The 15,798-nt window shown below is 62.7% G+C and carries 16 protein-coding genes; 6 read left to right on the top strand and 10 right to left on the bottom strand.

Annotation, left to right across the window (positions count from 1 at the left end; translation table 11 throughout):
* Positions 1–18 precede the first annotated feature (18 nt).
* The 3 genes from T5B8_RS02655 to T5B8_RS02645 all read right to left on the bottom strand — a co-directional run bounded on the left by T5B8_RS02655 (position 19) and on the right by T5B8_RS02645 (position 2,705).
* A complete protein-coding gene (locus T5B8_RS02655; RefSeq protein WP_353175997.1) occupies positions 19–759 on the bottom strand; it encodes a TVP38/TMEM64 family protein in 741 nt (246 codons plus the stop codon).
* The gene (locus tag T5B8_RS02650) at positions 756–1,730 is read right to left on the bottom strand and encodes a metalloregulator ArsR/SmtB family transcription factor (RefSeq protein WP_353175995.1); all 975 of its coding nucleotides are present in this window, start codon (positions 1,728–1,730) and stop codon (positions 756–758) included. The genes T5B8_RS02655 and T5B8_RS02650 overlap by 4 nt, the downstream gene beginning before the upstream one ends.
* 87 nt (positions 1,731–1,817) lie before the next feature.
* Positions 1,818–2,705: a phasin family protein gene (locus T5B8_RS02645; RefSeq protein WP_353175993.1), complete on the bottom strand. Its 888-nt coding sequence runs from the start codon at positions 2,703–2,705 to the stop codon at positions 1,818–1,820.
* 237 nt (positions 2,706–2,942) lie between these two features.
* On the opposite strand from T5B8_RS02645, the gene fadB reads away from it, so the two are divergent.
* The 3 genes from fadB to T5B8_RS02630 all read left to right on the top strand — a co-directional run bounded on the left by fadB (position 2,943) and on the right by T5B8_RS02630 (position 7,487).
* Positions 2,943–5,093, top strand: a complete 2,151-nt coding sequence (gene fadB, locus T5B8_RS02640; RefSeq protein WP_353175991.1) for a fatty acid oxidation complex subunit alpha FadB — start codon at positions 2,943–2,945, stop codon at positions 5,091–5,093.
* Positions 5,094–5,126: 33 nt separating this feature from the next.
* A complete protein-coding gene (fadA, locus tag T5B8_RS02635; RefSeq protein ID WP_353175989.1) occupies positions 5,127–6,305 on the top strand; it encodes an acetyl-CoA C-acyltransferase FadA in 1,179 nt (392 codons plus the stop codon).
* A gap of 231 nt (positions 6,306–6,536) precedes the next feature.
* Positions 6,537–7,487 carry an OmpA family protein gene (locus T5B8_RS02630; protein WP_353175988.1) on the top strand — a complete coding sequence of 317 codons (951 nt, stop codon included), beginning with the start codon at positions 6,537–6,539 and terminating at the stop codon, positions 7,485–7,487.
* A gap of 18 nt (positions 7,488–7,505) precedes the next feature.
* Here the strand turns inward: T5B8_RS02630 and T5B8_RS02625 are convergent, their stop codons facing one another.
* From T5B8_RS02625 to T5B8_RS02605, 5 genes are all read right to left on the bottom strand, one after another.
* Positions 7,506–8,354, bottom strand: a complete 849-nt coding sequence (locus T5B8_RS02625) for an energy transducer TonB (RefSeq protein WP_353175987.1) — start codon at positions 8,352–8,354, stop codon at positions 7,506–7,508.
* An 8-nt stretch (positions 8,355–8,362) separates the two neighbouring features.
* Positions 8,363–8,776 (bottom strand): ExbD/TolR family protein, encoded by a 414-nt coding sequence (locus T5B8_RS02620; protein ID WP_353175986.1) that lies wholly within the window; start codon positions 8,774–8,776, stop codon positions 8,363–8,365.
* A 3-nt stretch (positions 8,777–8,779) separates the two neighbouring features.
* Positions 8,780–9,229: an ExbD/TolR family protein gene (locus T5B8_RS02615; protein ID WP_353175984.1), complete on the bottom strand. Its 450-nt coding sequence runs from the start codon at positions 9,227–9,229 to the stop codon at positions 8,780–8,782.
* Positions 9,192–9,896, bottom strand: coding sequence for a MotA/TolQ/ExbB proton channel family protein (locus tag T5B8_RS02610; RefSeq protein WP_353175983.1), 705 nt, complete (start codon positions 9,894–9,896; stop codon positions 9,192–9,194). The genes T5B8_RS02615 and T5B8_RS02610 overlap by 38 nt, the downstream gene beginning before the upstream one ends.
* Positions 9,897–9,958: 62 nt before the next feature.
* Positions 9,959–10,372 carry a Tat pathway signal sequence domain protein gene (locus T5B8_RS02605; RefSeq protein ID WP_353175981.1) on the bottom strand — a complete coding sequence of 138 codons (414 nt, stop codon included), beginning with the start codon at positions 10,370–10,372 and terminating at the stop codon, positions 9,959–9,961.
* A gap of 236 nt (positions 10,373–10,608) precedes the next feature.
* Between T5B8_RS02605 and T5B8_RS02600 the strand changes: the two genes are divergently transcribed.
* Positions 10,609–11,655 carry a Glu/Leu/Phe/Val dehydrogenase family protein gene (locus tag T5B8_RS02600; RefSeq protein ID WP_353175980.1) on the top strand — a complete coding sequence of 349 codons (1,047 nt, stop codon included), beginning with the start codon at positions 10,609–10,611 and terminating at the stop codon, positions 11,653–11,655.
* A gap of 98 nt (positions 11,656–11,753) precedes the next feature.
* Here T5B8_RS02600 and T5B8_RS02595 read toward each other — a convergent pair whose 3' ends face one another.
* The gene (locus T5B8_RS02595) at positions 11,754–12,584 is read right to left on the bottom strand and encodes an aldo/keto reductase (protein ID WP_353175978.1); all 831 of its coding nucleotides are present in this window, start codon (positions 12,582–12,584) and stop codon (positions 11,754–11,756) included.
* A 103-nt stretch (positions 12,585–12,687) separates the two neighbouring features.
* Here T5B8_RS02595 and T5B8_RS02590 point away from each other — a divergent pair, with 103 nt between their 5' ends.
* Together T5B8_RS02590 and T5B8_RS02585 are read left to right on the top strand one after the other, a co-directional pair.
* Positions 12,688–13,983 carry an NTP/NDP exchange transporter gene (locus T5B8_RS02590; protein ID WP_353175976.1) on the top strand — a complete coding sequence of 432 codons (1,296 nt, stop codon included), beginning with the start codon at positions 12,688–12,690 and terminating at the stop codon, positions 13,981–13,983.
* Positions 13,980–14,942, top strand: a complete 963-nt coding sequence (locus T5B8_RS02585; RefSeq protein ID WP_353175975.1) for an aldo/keto reductase — start codon at positions 13,980–13,982, stop codon at positions 14,940–14,942. Before T5B8_RS02590 ends, T5B8_RS02585 begins: the two co-directional genes overlap by 4 nt.
* Positions 14,943–15,054: 112 nt before the next feature.
* Here the strand turns inward: T5B8_RS02585 and T5B8_RS02580 are convergent, their stop codons facing one another.
* A complete protein-coding gene (locus T5B8_RS02580) occupies positions 15,055–15,399 on the bottom strand; it encodes a hypothetical protein (RefSeq protein ID WP_353175973.1) in 345 nt (114 codons plus the stop codon).
* Positions 15,400–15,798 lie beyond the last annotated feature (399 nt).

The raw sequence follows: 15,798 nt of genomic DNA, 5'->3' as shown, positions 1-15,798 counted from the left end.
AAAGCGCGTATGCCCGCGTCAATCGGAATCGGCTTGCGCGTTGCGCTCGGCCCGGGCGGCCAGGGTCTTGCGGCGGCGGTGGGCAAGAAAGGCGATTATGCCGCTGGCCACCAGCAGGCCGGCAGAGATCATCAGCTGTTCGGCGTCGATCAGCTGCTCGGGCGAGAACTCCTGCTTGGACAGCAGATCGGGCAGGTTCACGGTGGCGCCGAAGCTCACGAACGTAATCATCGGCGGCAGCATGCCCACGACACTGGCCAACGCGTACGGCACCCACGGTACCCGCAGCAGCCCGCAGGCATAGTTGACCAGATCAAACGGCAGAAACGAGGCCCGCAGCACCACGGTGGTCGGAAACGCCTGTTCGACCAGTAAGCGGCGAAATGCGGCGATACGCGGGTTCTTGTCGTCATTGGCATGGGCTTCGCTGCGAAAGAAGCGTGCCATGAAATAGGCGATATTCGCCGACAGGTTCTCGCCGATCAGGGCATAGACCAGCCCCGGGCCGAAGCCGAACAGGCTACCCGCGGCGATGGTCAGCCACATGGCGGGGAAGAAGGTCAGCGAGCGCAGCCCGTAGATGATGATATAGACCAGCGGTGCCAGCGGATTGTCGACCACGTACTCGTAGACCAGGCGCATGATCTCGCGAATCGACAGGCCCTGAACATAGACCCAGATCAGCGCCGCGGCGAGCAGCGAACCCCAGATGGCGCCAGCGATCAGGCGCGACAGGCGACGCGAGGATTGTTCGGTCATAGCTTGCTCGCACTCGCGGTGATCACACGGAAATAAGGCGGCTGCGGTTCGCGGGCGCGCTCGGCACAGTCATGCACCTGAAGGCCTGCGTCTTCCAGCCAATCGCTGAGCTGGCCCACCTCGAAACCCAGATTGACATGGTCGTACGCTGCGACCGTCGACGCGTGTTCGTGGCGGCCGATGGTCGCCAGCGTCAGGCGCCCGCCGCGGCGCAGTACACGGGCCGCTTCATTCAGAGCGGTCGGCGGGTCTTCGCTATAGCTTAACGCGTGCAGCAAAAAGGCCTGATCGAAGCTGGCGTCATTGAAAGGCAGGGCATGCATGTCGCCGATACGAAAGCCGACATTGCCGCGCTGACTCAGCCGCGAACGCGCGGCCTCGATGACCGCTGCGCTGCGGTCGATACAGGTGACATGGCGGGCACGCCGGCACAGCAGTTCGGCGAGTACGCCGTCGCCCGAGGCGATATCGATGACATCGCCCAGGTCGAGCAGTTCGATGAGGGCACGGCTCATCGCTTCCCAGGTTCGCCCGGGCGAATACTGGCGCTCCATGCTGCCGGCGACCGATTCCACCCAACTGCTGCGGGCGCTGCGCTGGCGTACGATCGCCGCGGCATGTTCTCGATCACGATGCACGACGGCGTCATCGAGCGTATCGAGCAATGCGCCCCACAATGGGCGGATATCGTGATGCCAGCGCTTGACGTCCACGCTATAGAAACGGGCGTTGGCGACGGCGCGATCCTGAACCAGTTCGGCTTCGCGCAGGCGTGCGAGATGGCTGGACACCCGGCTCTGGGTGAGCTGGGTGACGTTGGTGAGTTCGGCTACCGTCATCGGCTGGTCGATCAGCAACAGCAGCAGCCGCAGCCGCGTGGGCTCCGCGAGCAGGCGCAGCAGCTGTGTACTGTCGGCGAGATCGAGCATGCGCAACGAACCGAATAGAAAAACGCTAGGATCGGCGCTCACCAGAATGCCGTCGAGCGGGCGATTCGCGCAGCGCCAATAAAAAAGGCCGCCCCGTAGAGCGGCCCGGCGGGCGACAGGATACCCGATTCAGCTCGAGGTCGAACTGTTCGTGCTGCTGTCGTTGTTCGTGCTCGTCGACGTATCGGCGCCGCTCGACGTGCTGGAGCTGCTGGTGCTCGCGCTGCCGGAACCGGAGCTGCCAGTGGATGACGAGGCACTACGGCGCTTGCGCGTCGTCGTGGATTTCTTCGCGCCGGTCTTCGCGGTACTACCCGTCTTGCTCGCCGTGCTGCGTTTTTTGGCGGTCGACGAGGTGCCGGCGCTCGCGCGCTTGCTCGTGCTGGAACGGCTCTTGCTGGCGCTGGTCGTCGACTTGGTCGAACTGCTGCGTTTCTTGGCCGTGCTCTTTGCCTTGCTTGGCGCTGCACTTTCGGCCTTGGCGGCGGCATCCGCGGTTGCGGATTCGGCCTTGTCGGCCGCCGTACTCGTCTTGGCTTTGGCCGTGCTTGCCGCCTGACGGGTCTTGCGCTTGGCCTGACTCTTGGCCTGCGTCGCACGTTTTTTCGCCTGCGTGGCCTCGGTCTTGGCTTCGGCCTTGGTTTGCACTGCGGCGTCGTGCGCGATCTGTTCGCTGCCTTCCAGATTGCGGCGAATCTCGTCGTTGATCTTCGCGCGCGTGCTGTCGAGAATCGCCATGCTCTCGCGGGCGTTATTGAGAATCCGGTCGATGGTGTCCTGGATCAGCTGCAGCTGGGCGACAGCCAGTTCGCGTGGCGCGCCGCCCTTGCGCAATGTCTTCAGGCTCTTGATTGCCTGTTCGTAATGCGTCTTGATGGCGGCCAGCTCATGCTCGGCGAGTTGTTCGATACCGTCGTAGACCGCGCGATTGGCGGACGTGAACGCGCCGGTGTAGTTCTTGCGCAGTTTGTCGACATCCTTGCGCAGTTTGGTGATGCGGTTGTCGGATTTCGCCATGGCCTGAATTCGCCTTGCAGTAATGGGAAAACGTAGATAACCACGGCCCGTACAGTCTGTCAAAGACATTGCGCAATGTGACGAAAAGATTGCGGCACCGGGGCGTCTGCGCTGGGAGCATCGCGTGCGAACGCATTGTGAGCCTATCGACAGTACGCTACCGTATTGGCCCGAGTTCCAAGCCCCGTAGGCAACCCGCGTACGGGTGAACGTTCATCATCAATGGAGTCAGCATCCATGCTTTATGAGGGATCAAAACTGTCGGTCGACGTGACCGATGGGATCGCCGTGCTGTGTTTCGACGCGCGCGAAGAATCGGTCAACAAGTTCGATCAGGCCACCATCAACGATCTCAACGAGGCCGCAAAGGCCTTGGCGCATGCCGATGATGTCAAGGGCCTGCTGGTCAAGTCGGCCAAGCCGGCGTTCATCGTGGGCGCCGACATCATGGAGTTCGGCGAGCGCTTCAAGGCCTCCGACGACGAGATGCGTGAATGGATGGCCGATGCCAATCGCATGTTCTCGACCATCGAGGATCTGGATTTTCCGAGTGTGACCGCCATCAATGGCATGGCGCTCGGCGGCGGTCTGGAAATGTGTTTGTCCACCGACTACCGGGTGATGGGCGAAAAGGCCCAGATCGGCTTTCCCGAAACCAAACTGGGTATCTATCCGGGTTTCGGCGGCACGGTTCGCACCCCGCGTCTGATCGGCGCCGATAATGCGATCGAATGGATTGCCGACGGCAACCCGCGCCGCGCCGACAAGGCGTTCAAGGCCGGCATGGTCGACGCCGTGGTCGCCGAGGATGAACTCGAAGCCGCGGCCCGTGACCTGCTCGATCGCGCCATCGCCGGCGAGTTCGACTGGAAGGCCCGCAAGGCCGAGAAGAAAGCGCCGCTCAAGCTCAACAAGACCGAAGCCGCGATGACGTTCCAGACGTCCAAGGGCTATGTCCTGGGCCAGACCAAGGGCCAGTATCCGGCGCCGATCGAGGCCATCGACCGTATGGCCAAGGCCGCCGGCATGGAGCGCGACGCGGCCATCAAGGAAGAAACCGAAGGTTTCATCAAGCTGGCCAAGACCAGCGAAGCCGCCGCGTTGATCCAGCTGTTCCTCAACGACCAGCTGATCAAGAAGAAAGGCAAGAAGTACGGCAAGATCGCGCACTCGATCGAGCAGGCCGCGGTACTCGGCGCCGGGATCATGGGCGGCGGTATCGCCTACCAGAGCGCCTACAAGGGCGTGCCGATCCTGATGAAGGACATCAAGGAAGAGGCTATCGACCAGGGCCTGGAAGAAGCGGCCAAGCATTTCTCCAAGGGCGTCGAACGCGGCAAGATGGATACCGCGAAGATGGCCGAAGGCATGTCGCGTATCCGGCCCACGCTCACCTACGGTGATTTCGGCAACGTCGACGCCGTGATCGAAGCGGTGGTCGAAAATCCGAAGATCAAGAAGAGCGTGCTGGCGGAGACGGAAGAAAAAGTATCGGAAAAGACGATACTTGCGTCCAATACTTCAAGTATTTCCATCGACACGCTGGCCGGTGCGCTCAAGCGTCCCGAGAACTTCCTCGGCATGCATTTCTTCAACCCGGTGCACAAGATGCCGCTGGTGGAAGTCATCAAGGGAGAGAAGAGCTCGGAAGAGGCGATCGCCACGATCGTCGATTACGCGCACCGGCTCGGCAAGACCCCGATCGTGGTCAACGACTGCCCGGGCTTTCTGGTCAACCGTATCCTGTTCCCGTACTTCTTCGGCTTCCAGCAGCTGATCACCGACGGCGCTGATTTCGCCAAGATCGACAAGGTCATGGAGAAGTTCGGCTGGCCCATGGGCCCGGCCTATCTGTCCGACGTGGTCGGCATGGATACGTCGCAGCACGTCGAGGAAGTGCTGGCCGAAGGTTACCCGGATCGTATGACCAGCGAGGGCACGTCGTCGCTGGACGTCATGGTCGAAAACGACCGTCTGGGGCAGAAGAGTGGCGCCGGCTACTACAAGTACGAGAAGGACAAGAAGGGTCGTCCCAAGAAGACGCAGGACGACAAGGCCTACGAGCTGGTCGCCAGCGTGCAGAAGGACGGCCAGAAGGATTTCGACGCCGACGAGATCGTCGACCGCATGATGATCCCGATGATCATCGAAGCCGCACGCGCGCTCGAGGAAGGGATCGCCGAAACCCCGAACGAGGTCGATATGGGCCTGATCATGGGTCTGGGCTTCCCGCCGTTCCGCGGCGGCGCGCTCAAGTACGCCGATGCGCAGGGCCTGGCCACGGTCTGTGAGAAGGCCGATCAGTACAGCCACCTCGGCAAACTCTACGAGCCGACCGAGCGCATGCGTGAAATGGCCGCCAACGGCGAAACGTACTACGGACAGTAAGGCGTAAGGCTCAACCCGTTTCGAGAGAAAATCATGCAAGAACTTGATAAACAAGACATTGTTATAGTCGACGCGGTACGTACCGCGATGGGCCGCTCGAAGGGCGGCATGTTTCGTAACACCCGTGCCGAAGAGCTCTCGGCCGCGCTTATGAAAGCGCTGCTCGAGCGCAATTCCGCGATCGACCCGGAAACCGTGGAAGATGTGATCTGGGGCTGCGTGCAGCAGACCAAGGAGCAGGGCCTCAACATCGGGCGTAACGCCGCGTTGCTGGCCGGATTGCCGCATGCAGTGGCCGGCCAGACCGTGAACCGCCTGTGCGGTTCGTCCATGCAGTCGATTCATACCGCGGTCGGCCAGATCGCAGCCGGTATCGACGGCATCTTCATCTGCGGCGGCGTCGAGCACATGGGCCATGTACCCATGGACTACAACGTCGACATCGCCCCGCAGCTATCCAAGTATGTCGCCAAGCCGGCGGCCATGATGGGCCTGACCGCGGAAATGCTGGCCAATATCCACAGCATCGATCGGCAGGCCCAGGATACGTTCGCCCTGAACTCGCATCAGCGTGCCCACAAGGCGAACGTCGACGGCGAGTTCGACGACGAAATCGTGCCGGTCAAGGGCTACGACGCGGATGGTCATATGTTCATGGCCAAGCACGACGAGGTCGTGCGCGCCGATGCGAGCATGGAAGGCCTGGGTTCGTTGCGTCCGGCGTTCAACCCGCGCGGCGGCACGGTCACGGCCGGCAACTCGTCGGCGATCTCCGACGGCGCGGCGGCCGTGCTGGTGATGTCGGCCGGCAAGGCCAAGGAACTCGGCCTGAAGCCGATGGCCCGGATTCGCGGCATGGCCGTGGCCGGTTGCGACCCGTCGGTGATGGGGCGCGGGCCCGTCCCGGCGAGCAAGAAAGCACTCGAACGAGCAGGCGTAAGTCTCTCGGATATCGACTATTTCGAGCTTAACGAGGCATTCGCCGCGCAAAGTCTGGCGGTACTCAAGGAGCTGGGCATCGAAGACCGTCAGGATGTAATCAACATCCGTGGCGGCGCGATCGCGCTCGGCCACCCGCTGGGCACCTCGGGCGCACGTATCACCGGCGCACTGGCGCATATCCTGGAAGACAAGGATGCGACCATGGGGCTGGCCACGATGTGTATCGGCATGGGCCAGGGCATCGCGACGGTGATCGAACGCGTGAACTAGTCGTCCACCCTCTCGGGTGAATAAAAGAGCCGGTGGCGACACCGGCTCTTTTTTTGTGCCATCCCGGCGAGCAGCGGTTGCGAAGTCCGGTATCCGCAGGGCGTTGCCTGCCTCGGCTTCGGCCGGATTGCCGGCCTGTGTGCGGGCGCGCCAGGCGGCTAACGGGGTTGGGCGCACATCGCCGGCATTTGCAGGCCTGACAGGATCAGCCGGCGCGGTTATTATCGCGACATGATCAGATGCGCGTCTTGCCTGTTTGCCTGTGTATGTGTGTTCGTGAGCCTGGTGGCCGCGGCGCCCGCCCATGCCCAGCAATCACCGCCCACGCCGGCCGTTGCGCCGCCGAGCACCGCCCGTATGGTCGCCAGCGAACGCCAGGACTTCGCGACCTATCCCCTGATCGTCGATCGTATCGCCCAGCGCGGTGGCATCAATGGCAATATTTCGGCCACGCGCACGGTCGAGGGGGCGCTGACGCGGATCACCTACGAGCTGGCCGATAACACACAGGTCGACGAGGCGGCCGCCGAGTATGCGCAGCGTCTCGGGCGCGCGGGCTTCGATATCGTTTACGAATGCGAGGGCAGCAATTGCGGCCCCACCTTCCTGCGTGCGTCGCCGGGCTACCGGGTCGATGCCGCCCGCTTTCGCAGTGCCGGCGACAATCAGCAGTACATGGCTGCCCGCAAGCCCGATAGCGACGGTGATATCTACGTGGGGATACAGATCGCGGCGGGCAGTGCCGGCGTGGTGGCCCAGGTGGATACGCTACGGGTCAAACCGCGCGAGATCGGCGCGATTTCGGTTAATGCCGCCCAGATGGCCAACGATCTGGATACGCAGGGACGTGTCGCGCTCTATGGCATCTTCTTCAATACCGATCGCACCGAGGTCAAGGCCGAGTCGCGGCCGACACTATCGGAAATCGCCAAGCTCATGGCCGAGCGGCCCAATCTGAAACTGCTGGTGGTCGGGCATACGGATAGTCGGGGCACATTCGACTACAACATCGATTTGTCGCAGCGGCGTGCCGCAGCGGTGGTGAACGCCCTGGTGAGTCGCTACGGCGTGGAGCGCAGCCGGCTCAAGCCCTGGGGTGTGGGCTATGCGGTGCCGCGTGCGAGCAACAACAGCGATGTCGGCAAGGCCCAGAATCGGCGTGTGGAGCTGGTGATCTGGTAACGCGCTACCGACTCGCGGCTAGCGCAGCGAAAAGACGACCGGAATAACCAGTTCCAGACGGTTGCGGCGCATCGAAGCGGGCATGCGGGGCAATGGCTCGGCACGGGTCAGCATCTGTTCGGCCGCGCGATCGAGCAGCGCCGATCCCGAACTCTGGGTAATACGCCGGCTGACGATCTGTCCGTTCTGATCGACGACGATATACAGGCGCACGGTACCTTCGATCTCGGCCTGCCGGGCAGCCGCCGGATATTCCTTGTGCCGTGACATCCACGCACGCAGGCGCACGATATAGTCGTCGGTGGATTCGTCGCTGTTGCCGAAGGCACCGTTGGCATCGCTGTCGAGTTCGCGGGTTTCGGCCTGTTCCACCTGCGGTGCCTGAGCCGTGACCTGCTCGCTGGGCTGCACCGCCTCGATCGCGTTGATCGGCGCTACCGCAACCGCATTGGCCGGTTCCGCGGCCGGGGCGATGGTCGGTGCGGCTTCGATCGCCTGGGCGCTGGCATCGGGTGACGCAGTCTGGGCCGCGGCCGGGCTTTCGGCCGGTACCGGGCCGATATTGGCGACTTCCTCGGCGGCTTCGGGGGGCGCTACGGCACTGGCATCGGACGCGCTGGTTTCAGCTGCGGGTGGCGCGCTGGCCGCGGCAGGTTCCGGCGTGGGCGCATCCACGGGTGCCTCGGCGGCCATCGCCTCGGGCGGCGGGCCGGGGTCGAGACGATCCAGCGATACCATGACGCCGCGTGGTGATTCGGGCGCATTATTGCGATCGAAGCCGCCGAACAGCAACAGTGCCAGCAACACCCCATGTACAGCCACGGCGGTGGCGAGTGCGAGCAACCATTGGCGGTTGGAAATGCCCATCGCGCGGGCTATTCCGGGGCCAGCGTGATCAGACGCAGCTTTTCGGCACCCGCATCGCGCAGCACCTGCATCACGGCCACCACACGGGTTGCGTCGCCTTCGCCATCGGCCTTCAGGCGGATGGCCAGGGCTGGGTCGGCCTTGAGGTCGTTAGCAACGCGCTCCTGCAGGGCGTCGAGGTCGATCGGTTGCCCGTCGACAGCGATATCGCCGCTGGCCGCAATCTGGATTTCGAGGCCGTCGCGGCGGGCCTGGGCTTCGCTGGTGGAGACCGGCGGCTGGATATCGAAGGCCTCGGGCGAGGCCAGGCGGCCGGCGAGCATGAAAAAGATCAGCAGCAGAAATACCACATTGGTCAGCGGCAGGATGGAGTCATCGCCGTTGACACGGGAACGTTGGCTGCGTGGGAAATGCATGGCCATGGCTTAACGTCGGCTGGCGCCGGGCACGGTTTCCATCAACGACAGACGAGTCACACCCGCGGCCGACAGGGCGTCGAGGATACGCACCGTATCCTGCAGTTTCACCCGTTCGGCCGGCCGTACCAGAACGCGCCGGTCCGGGGCATCGGCCAGCGCGATACGCACGCGCTGGACAAGCTCGTCCATACCCACGTATTGGCCGGCGAAACGCACACCGTCCAGGCGCACATCCACCAGCAACGCACCTTCGACCGCCGGCGCGCCGCTGCCTTTCGCCGGCGCGTCGAGCACGATCGAGTGCAGATCGAGAAAGCTCGACGCGAGCATGAAAAACAGCAGCAGGATGAATACGACATCGATCAGCGGCGTCAGGCTGATCAGCGAACGCCGCCGCCGGTTCGCACGCAGCCCGGCGCTAAACGAACGGGGTGTTGCGGCGGTGCTCGTCGTCATCGTCGTGTGAGATCGGCGCGCTGGGACGCGTGAGATTGGCGGTGAATACCCGGGTTACGACGCTGTCCATTTCGTGGGCACAGCGATCGACGGCCCGTTCGAGCCAGTTGAGGGCCACGATCACCGGCATGGCCACCGCCAGGCCCACGGCCGTGGTCAGCAGCGCCTGCCAGATACCACCCGACAAGACCGCCGGGTCGACCTGGCTGCCGGCCTGTTCGAGATCGCGAAAGGCTTCGATCATGCCCAGCACCGTGCCCAGCAGGCCGAGCAGCGGCGCGAGTGCAGCGATCACTTCGAGCGGGCGCAGATGGCTGCGCAGGGATTCGAGCATATCGCTGCCGTATTGCATGACGTCTTCACGCAGTACGCTTTCGGGCACATCGGCACGCTGACGTAGCTCGATGGCCCGGGCCAGCGTGCGTGCCGCCGGGTTGGGCGAGCGCCGCGCGCTGGTCATGGCCGCGCTGGCGTTACCGTCGCGATAGAGCTCCAGGGCCTTGCGCGCGCTACGCCGGTCGTTGATACGTACGCGCCGAAACTGAAACAGTTTGGCCAAAACAATCGTGATGGCGACCAGCGACATCAACAACAGCAGGGCGACCACCGGCCCGCCCAGGGTGATGACTTGAACCGCGCCGCCGAGCGTATCCAGGAACTCGTTCACGGTTTCACTCGCATGGCTGAATACAGGGTTCGGCTCAAGAATGACGACATCGCACTACCGGATTACTTGATGAACGGGACGTTGCCACGCTGCGAAACCGACAGCAGCGACAGGCAGTCATCGCGTGCGCCGTCGGCGGCGCGGCACTGGATGACGTCGTTGAGTAGCAGCTGGCCGATGTCCTGACAAGCCAGGTTCTTGATATCGAATACCTTGATGCTGGTCTTGTTCTGCGGCATCGGCCCGATCTGAACCGCCAGCCGGCGGGCGACGATGCCGTCGTTGTCGAACATCACCACGTCCAGTTGCACGTCCTGGAAGTTGGTATCGGTGAGGTTCTGGGTCACCAGATAGGCCCGACAGGCCCCGTCGACCGGTTCGAGCTTGTTGAGCTCGACTTCGATACCGCCGGCCTGTGCCGAGGCGGTCGCGCTCGCTACGACAAGAAACGCGACGATCAATGCACGTATGACCATAACCTTGTATCCCAATGACGATCTCGGGCGCGAAAGCCCGGCCCCTGCGCGCACGCGCTCTTCAGGGTGCGCCGCGATGTTGCTCGCATGTCACGCCCGTTGGCGTGGCAGCCTGTTAAACCCTTGCCAGTATTGCTGTTGGCCTGCGCGGGCGCAACCGTTGCCGGCGCGCATCGACAGCGGCCGGGCAGCACGGCAGACTGCTGGCTGATGCAGTCATTGAGCAGGAGCGAGTGTTGAGCGTTTTTTCGCAGATGGACGCGGCCGGTCACGAACAGGTTTGTCATATTCACGACGCAGCCACCGGCCTGCGTGCGATTGTGGCCATGCATTCGAGTGTGCTCGGCCCGGGCCTGGGCGGGGTGCGTATCCGTGCCTACGACGACGAGCAGGCCGCGCTGGTCGATGTGCTGCGTCTGTCGGAGGCCATGAGTTACAAGGCGGCCTGTGCGGGCCTGCGCTGTGGCGGCGCCAAGGCCGTGGTGATGGCGCCGTTCCCGCGTGATCGCGAGGCGGGCATGCATGCGCTGGGCCGCGCGATCGACGGCCTGGCCGGGCGCTATGTCGCCACCGAGGATATGGGCATGAGCGAATCCGATATCGCGCTGCTCAACGAAGTGACCCCGCATGCAGTCGGACGCAGTCTGGAAGCGGGCGGCTCGGGCGATCCCTCACCGCATACCGCTGACGGCGTCATTGCCGGTATGCGCGCCGCGCTGCGGGCTGGCCAGCGCCCCGTCGAATTCGACGGCCTGCAGGTCGCCGTTCAGGGCTGTGGCCATGTGGGCCTGGCGATTATCGAACGCCTGATTGGCATGGGTGCCCAGGTGCGCGCCTCCGATATCGACGACCAGGCCTGCGAACGTGCCGCCCAGGCCGGCGCGACGATCGTGGATAACGATCGCATCCATGCCGAAGCCGTAGATATCTTTGCGCCCAGCGGGGTCGGCGCGATTCTCGACGAAACCCGGATCGCCGAGCTGCAGTGCGCGATCGTGGCCGGCGCCGCCAACAACCAGCTGGCCACGCCGGAAGACGGCATGCGTCTGGCCGAGCGCGGTATCGTCTATGCGCCGGACTATGTCATCAATGCCGGCGGGCTGATCAACGTCAGCGACGAGCTCGATAGCGAAGGCTACAACGCCGAGCGCGTGCGTTTTCGTGTGGCGTCGATCGAAACCACGCTCGACGAAATCTTCGAACAGGCTCGTGCCGAGCGGCGTCCGCCGGAGGCGGTTGCCCTGGACATGGCCAAGCGCCGGATCGCGGCCGGCGCACGCTAGCGCTCGCCGCTATCGCGACCGCAGACACTTAGAACGACAAAGGCCGCGCCCGAATACGGACGCGGCCTTTGTCGTCATCGGCGATGTTGTGCCGATTCTCAGGCAGCGTTATCCCAATCCGGGGCGAAGGAAGGATTGATGATACGGCCGTCCTCGGAATGCAGCGCTTCGATTTCACGCATTTCTTCCTCGGTGAGCTCGAAATCGAAGATCTCGAAGTTGTTGGTCACGTGTTCCTTGTTCGAGGAGCGAGGGATGGCCACGACGTCGCCATGCTGGATCAGCCAGCGCAGCGCCACCTGGCCGCCATTCTTGCCGTGGGCCTTGCCGATACGCTCGAGCGTGGGTTCCTTGAACACACGGCCCTGGGCGAGCGGGCAATAGGCGGTCAGCGCCATGCCGTGCTCGGCGAGTTTGTCCAGCACCGGCTTCTGGCTGATGTAGGGATGAAATTCGACCTGATTGGTCGCCAGCGGGGCGGTGGATTGACCGACCGCTTCCTCGATGAGGGTAGTGGTGAAGTTGCTGACCCCGATATTGCGGGCCAGACCCTGTTCACGCACCTCGTTGAGCGCGCCCAGCGTTTCCTTGAGCGAAATATCCGGGTTCGGCCAGTGCAATAGCAACAGGTCGACATAGTCGGTATCCAGCTTTTGCAGGCTTTCGCGTACCGAGGCCTGCAGATCGCCATCGGCGAACTGGTCGGTCCATACCTTGGTGGTCAGGAAGATGTCTTCGCGATCCAGACCGGACTGCTTGAGCCCGCGGCCGACGGCTTCCTCGTTTTTGTACATCTGCGCGGTATCGATATGCCGGTACCCCACCTCGAGGGCATGGGCGACCATCGATTCGGCGTCTGCCGGCTCGAGTTCGAACGTGCCAAACCCGATCGCCGGGATTTTTGCGCCGTTTGCGTTGATGTATTGCATACGTGACTCCTGTTTCGTGTCGCCACCTTAGGTAAGGTCTGTTACTCGTGCTTTCAATCGAAACGGTCGGCATGCACAACACCTTGTCGCTACGAGCAAAAACATGACCGGCCGTCTGGCAGGCCTGTTCAAGCTGCAAACGGGCGAGTTCGGTCCGGTGGCATGGTCGTTCGCGTATTTCTTCTGTTTGCTGTGCGGCTACTACATCCTGCGCCCGTTGCGCGACGAAATGGGTATCCAGGGTGGGGTGGATGCGTTGGCCTGGGTGTTTTCGGCTACGTTCATCCTCATGCTGGCAGTCGTGCCGGCATTCGGCTGGGCGGTGGCGCGTTTCTCGCGTCGAGGTGTCGTGGTGGTCAGTTACGGCTTTTTCGTCGTCAACCTGCTCGTGTTCTTCGTGCTGCTGCGCGCTGGTATCGCACCCGCCTGGACGGCTCGGGCGTTTTTCGTCTGGGTGAGCGTGTTCAATCTGTTCGTCATATCGCTGTTCTGGAGCGTGATGAACGACCGGTTCAATCAGGCGCAGGCGCTGCGACTGTTCGGGCTGATTGCCGCTGGCGGCAGTCTTGGCGCGATCGTGGGCCCCGGGCTGACGACGCTGCTGGTCGAATATCTGCGGCCGGTCAACCTCCTGCCGCTATCGGCGGTATTGCTATTGGCCGCGATCGTGTGTGCGTTGCAGGTCATGCCGAGCGCTGATGACCCGAGCCATGCGTCGCCCGATGCGCGAGGTCGTCGCGAAAGTGTCTGGGCCGGGGCCACGCATGTCGCGCGTTCGCCGTACCTGCTCGGCATTTGTGTATTCATCGTGTTCTATTCGGCGCTGTCGACCTTTCTGTATTTCGAGCAGGCACGCATCGTCGAAAACGCGTTTTCCGACAGCGCCCAGCGCACCCAGGTGTTCGCGGCCATGGATCTGGCCACCAACACCCTTACGCTGGCGTTGCAGTTTTTTGCGACCGCGCGTCTGGTCGCATGGCTCGGGTTGCCGGTCGCGCTGGCGATGATTCCTCTGGCCGTGGCGGCTGGCTTCGGCGCGCTGGGCATCGTCCCCACGCTCGCGGTGCTGGTGGTATTTCAGGTGGTACGGCGTGCCGGTAACTACGCCATCACCAAACCCGCACGTGAGATGCTGTTCTCCGTGGTCAGTACCGAAGACAAATACAAGGCCAAGAACTTTATCGATACCGTGGTCTATCGCGGCGGCGATGCCGCCAGCGGCTGGTTGTTCACGGGCTTGTCTGCGCTCGGGCTCGGGCTTGCGGCGCTGGCCTTTGCGGCCGTGCCGCTTGCCACGCTCTGGGCGGTATGCGGCATCCTGCTCGGACGGGCGCGAAACGCACGCGCACAACACGATCATCACGACACCACATCACCAACGCTCCGAGGTGGTTTATGAGCCGAGACGATTCGATACTCGACAAGTCGTACACGCGGCGCCGCGTGCTGGGCTACGGCGCGGCCGGCGCCACGCTGGCCGCATTGCCCTGGCAGCTGTCGCTGGCCGCGCAGATCGATGCGGGGGCGGCCGAACAGGCGATGCGCAAACGCGCCATTCCCGCCACGGGCGAGCAGATTCCGGTCATCGGTATGGGCTCGTCCGGCTCCTTTGCCACCCGTGACGAAGCCACGCTCGCTGATCTGCGCACGGTCATGAAGACGTTCGTGGAGCTGGGCGGCACGGTCGTGGATACCTCCCCGTCATACGGCAACGCCGAGACCAATATCGGCAACATTGCACGCGATACCGGCGTGCGCGATCAGTTGTTCATGGCCACCAAGGTGCGCAAGCGCAGCCGCGAGCAGACGCTGGACCAGTTTCGTGCATCCATCGATGAACTCGGCGAGCCAATCGATCTGCTTCAGATCCACAACTTCATCGGGCTCGACAATCAGTGGGCAACGCTCAAACAGCTCAAGGACGAAGGGCGGGTGCGCTATATCGGCATCACCCATTATCTGACCCGTGCCTTCGAAGAGCTCGAACACCAGATGGCCACCAAGGATCTGGATTTCGTGCAGTTCAACTACTCGATCATGACCCCGGATGCCGAAAAACGGCTACTACCGCTGGCCGCCGATCACGGCATCGCCGTGCTCGTTAATCGCGCCTTTAACGACGGTCGCATCTTCGCTGAAACACGGGGCAAGCAACTGCCTGACTATGCGCGCGAATTCGATTGTTTTTCCTGGGCTCAGTTCGCACTCAAATACGTGCTGGCCAACGAAACCGTCACCGCCGTCATTCCCGCAACCAGCGACCCGGAGCATTTGCGCGACAACATGCACGCCGGCTACGGCAAACTGCCCGACGCCGAGTTGCGCAAACGGATGCGACAGACCATGCAGAGTCTGTAAAAAGGGGCGGGCGTGCCGCGCTCGATCGCCGCGGCAGGCATGGCATGGGCACAGCCGTGCCCGGGCGGGCGCCTCTATCCCGTAACGGGGCGAGTACGGGCCTGCGGCGATACTAGGACGGGCATTCGCCGACCCAGCGGCCTTCCCAGATCATTGTCAGTGGTTCCTGGCTGTTGGCGGCGAACGTGATATCGGTCGAAAAATGCTCGTCGTTGTAGATCTTGACGTCCAGCGCTTCGTTGTCGTTCTCGGGCCAGATGTCGAGTTGTTCTCGCAGCGCCTTTTCCAAATCCTCGGCTTCTTCTGCCGTAAAGCAAAAGCTTGATTCCTTTGTGGGCTCGGTCTCGTTGTACGCCGTCGATGTGACGGTATATTCCCCCGGCTTGACGTGTCCTGCGGACCACGCCGAGGTCGAGAAAACCGCGGCGGCGGCCGAGAGCAAGATGATTCGTTTCATGGCATACCTTTGTCGACGCTGAAATGAGCTATGGCCTTGCCGACCATGCGATGCGGCTTGCAGATGGCCGGTTACAAGGCTGTTTGTATCGCGCGGGCCAAGGCTAACCAAAGATTCAAAGTGGTTCGATAATCGGTTGCGCGCTATACAGGCGCGTACAATCGCATCGCGAATGGCCGTTACTTCTTTTTCGTTATTTAAATACCTATAGTTAGGCCGTTCGTCTTTTATAGGCTAGATCATCGCAGCCGCGTCGTTTGGATATTCGCGGTCACGTTGGAAAGTGTGATTTGTCCATGAATCGAGGCTTATTCAGATCGTTCGGATCGCACGGAAGAATTTCCTTCAGTGCAGGCATCGCGTTGGCCCAATTGTTAATACATGACCGGCTATTGATGA

Origin of the sequence: Salinisphaera sp. T5B8 (assembly GCF_040361255.1) — a bacterium.
Lineage (GTDB): Bacteria > Pseudomonadota > Gammaproteobacteria > Nevskiales > Salinisphaeraceae > Salinisphaera.
The sequence above is the reverse complement of the archived record's forward strand: the minus strand, read 5'-3'. Positions and strand labels throughout refer to the sequence as shown.

Coding starts and splice junctions, on each gene's coding strand:
- fadA (WP_353175989.1), top strand. CDS start 5,127: ATGCAAGAACTTGATAAACAAGACATTGTTATAGTCGACGCGGTACGT.
- T5B8_RS02585 (WP_353175975.1), top strand. CDS start 13,980: ATGAGCCGAGACGATTCGATACTCGACAAGTCGTACACGCGGCGCCGC.
- T5B8_RS02625 (WP_353175987.1), bottom strand. CDS start 8,354: ATGGGCATTTCCAACCGCCAATGGTTGCTCGCACTCGCCACCGCCGTG.
- T5B8_RS02630 (WP_353175988.1), top strand. CDS start 6,537: ATGATCAGATGCGCGTCTTGCCTGTTTGCCTGTGTATGTGTGTTCGTG.
- fadB (WP_353175991.1), top strand. CDS start 2,943: ATGCTTTATGAGGGATCAAAACTGTCGGTCGACGTGACCGATGGGATC.
- T5B8_RS02605 (WP_353175981.1), bottom strand. CDS start 10,372: ATGGTCATACGTGCATTGATCGTCGCGTTTCTTGTCGTAGCGAGCGCG.
- T5B8_RS02620 (WP_353175986.1), bottom strand. CDS start 8,776: ATGGCCATGCATTTCCCACGCAGCCAACGTTCCCGTGTCAACGGCGAT.
- T5B8_RS02645 (WP_353175993.1), bottom strand. CDS start 2,705: ATGGCGAAATCCGACAACCGCATCACCAAACTGCGCAAGGATGTCGAC.
- T5B8_RS02590 (WP_353175976.1), top strand. CDS start 12,688: ATGACCGGCCGTCTGGCAGGCCTGTTCAAGCTGCAAACGGGCGAGTTC.
- T5B8_RS02580 (WP_353175973.1), bottom strand. CDS start 15,399: ATGAAACGAATCATCTTGCTCTCGGCCGCCGCCGCGGTTTTCTCGACC.
- T5B8_RS02595 (WP_353175978.1), bottom strand. CDS start 12,584: ATGCAATACATCAACGCAAACGGCGCAAAAATCCCGGCGATCGGGTTT.
- T5B8_RS02615 (WP_353175984.1), bottom strand. CDS start 9,229: ATGACGACGAGCACCGCCGCAACACCCCGTTCGTTTAGCGCCGGGCTG.
- T5B8_RS02655 (WP_353175997.1), bottom strand. CDS start 759: ATGACCGAACAATCCTCGCGTCGCCTGTCGCGCCTGATCGCTGGCGCC.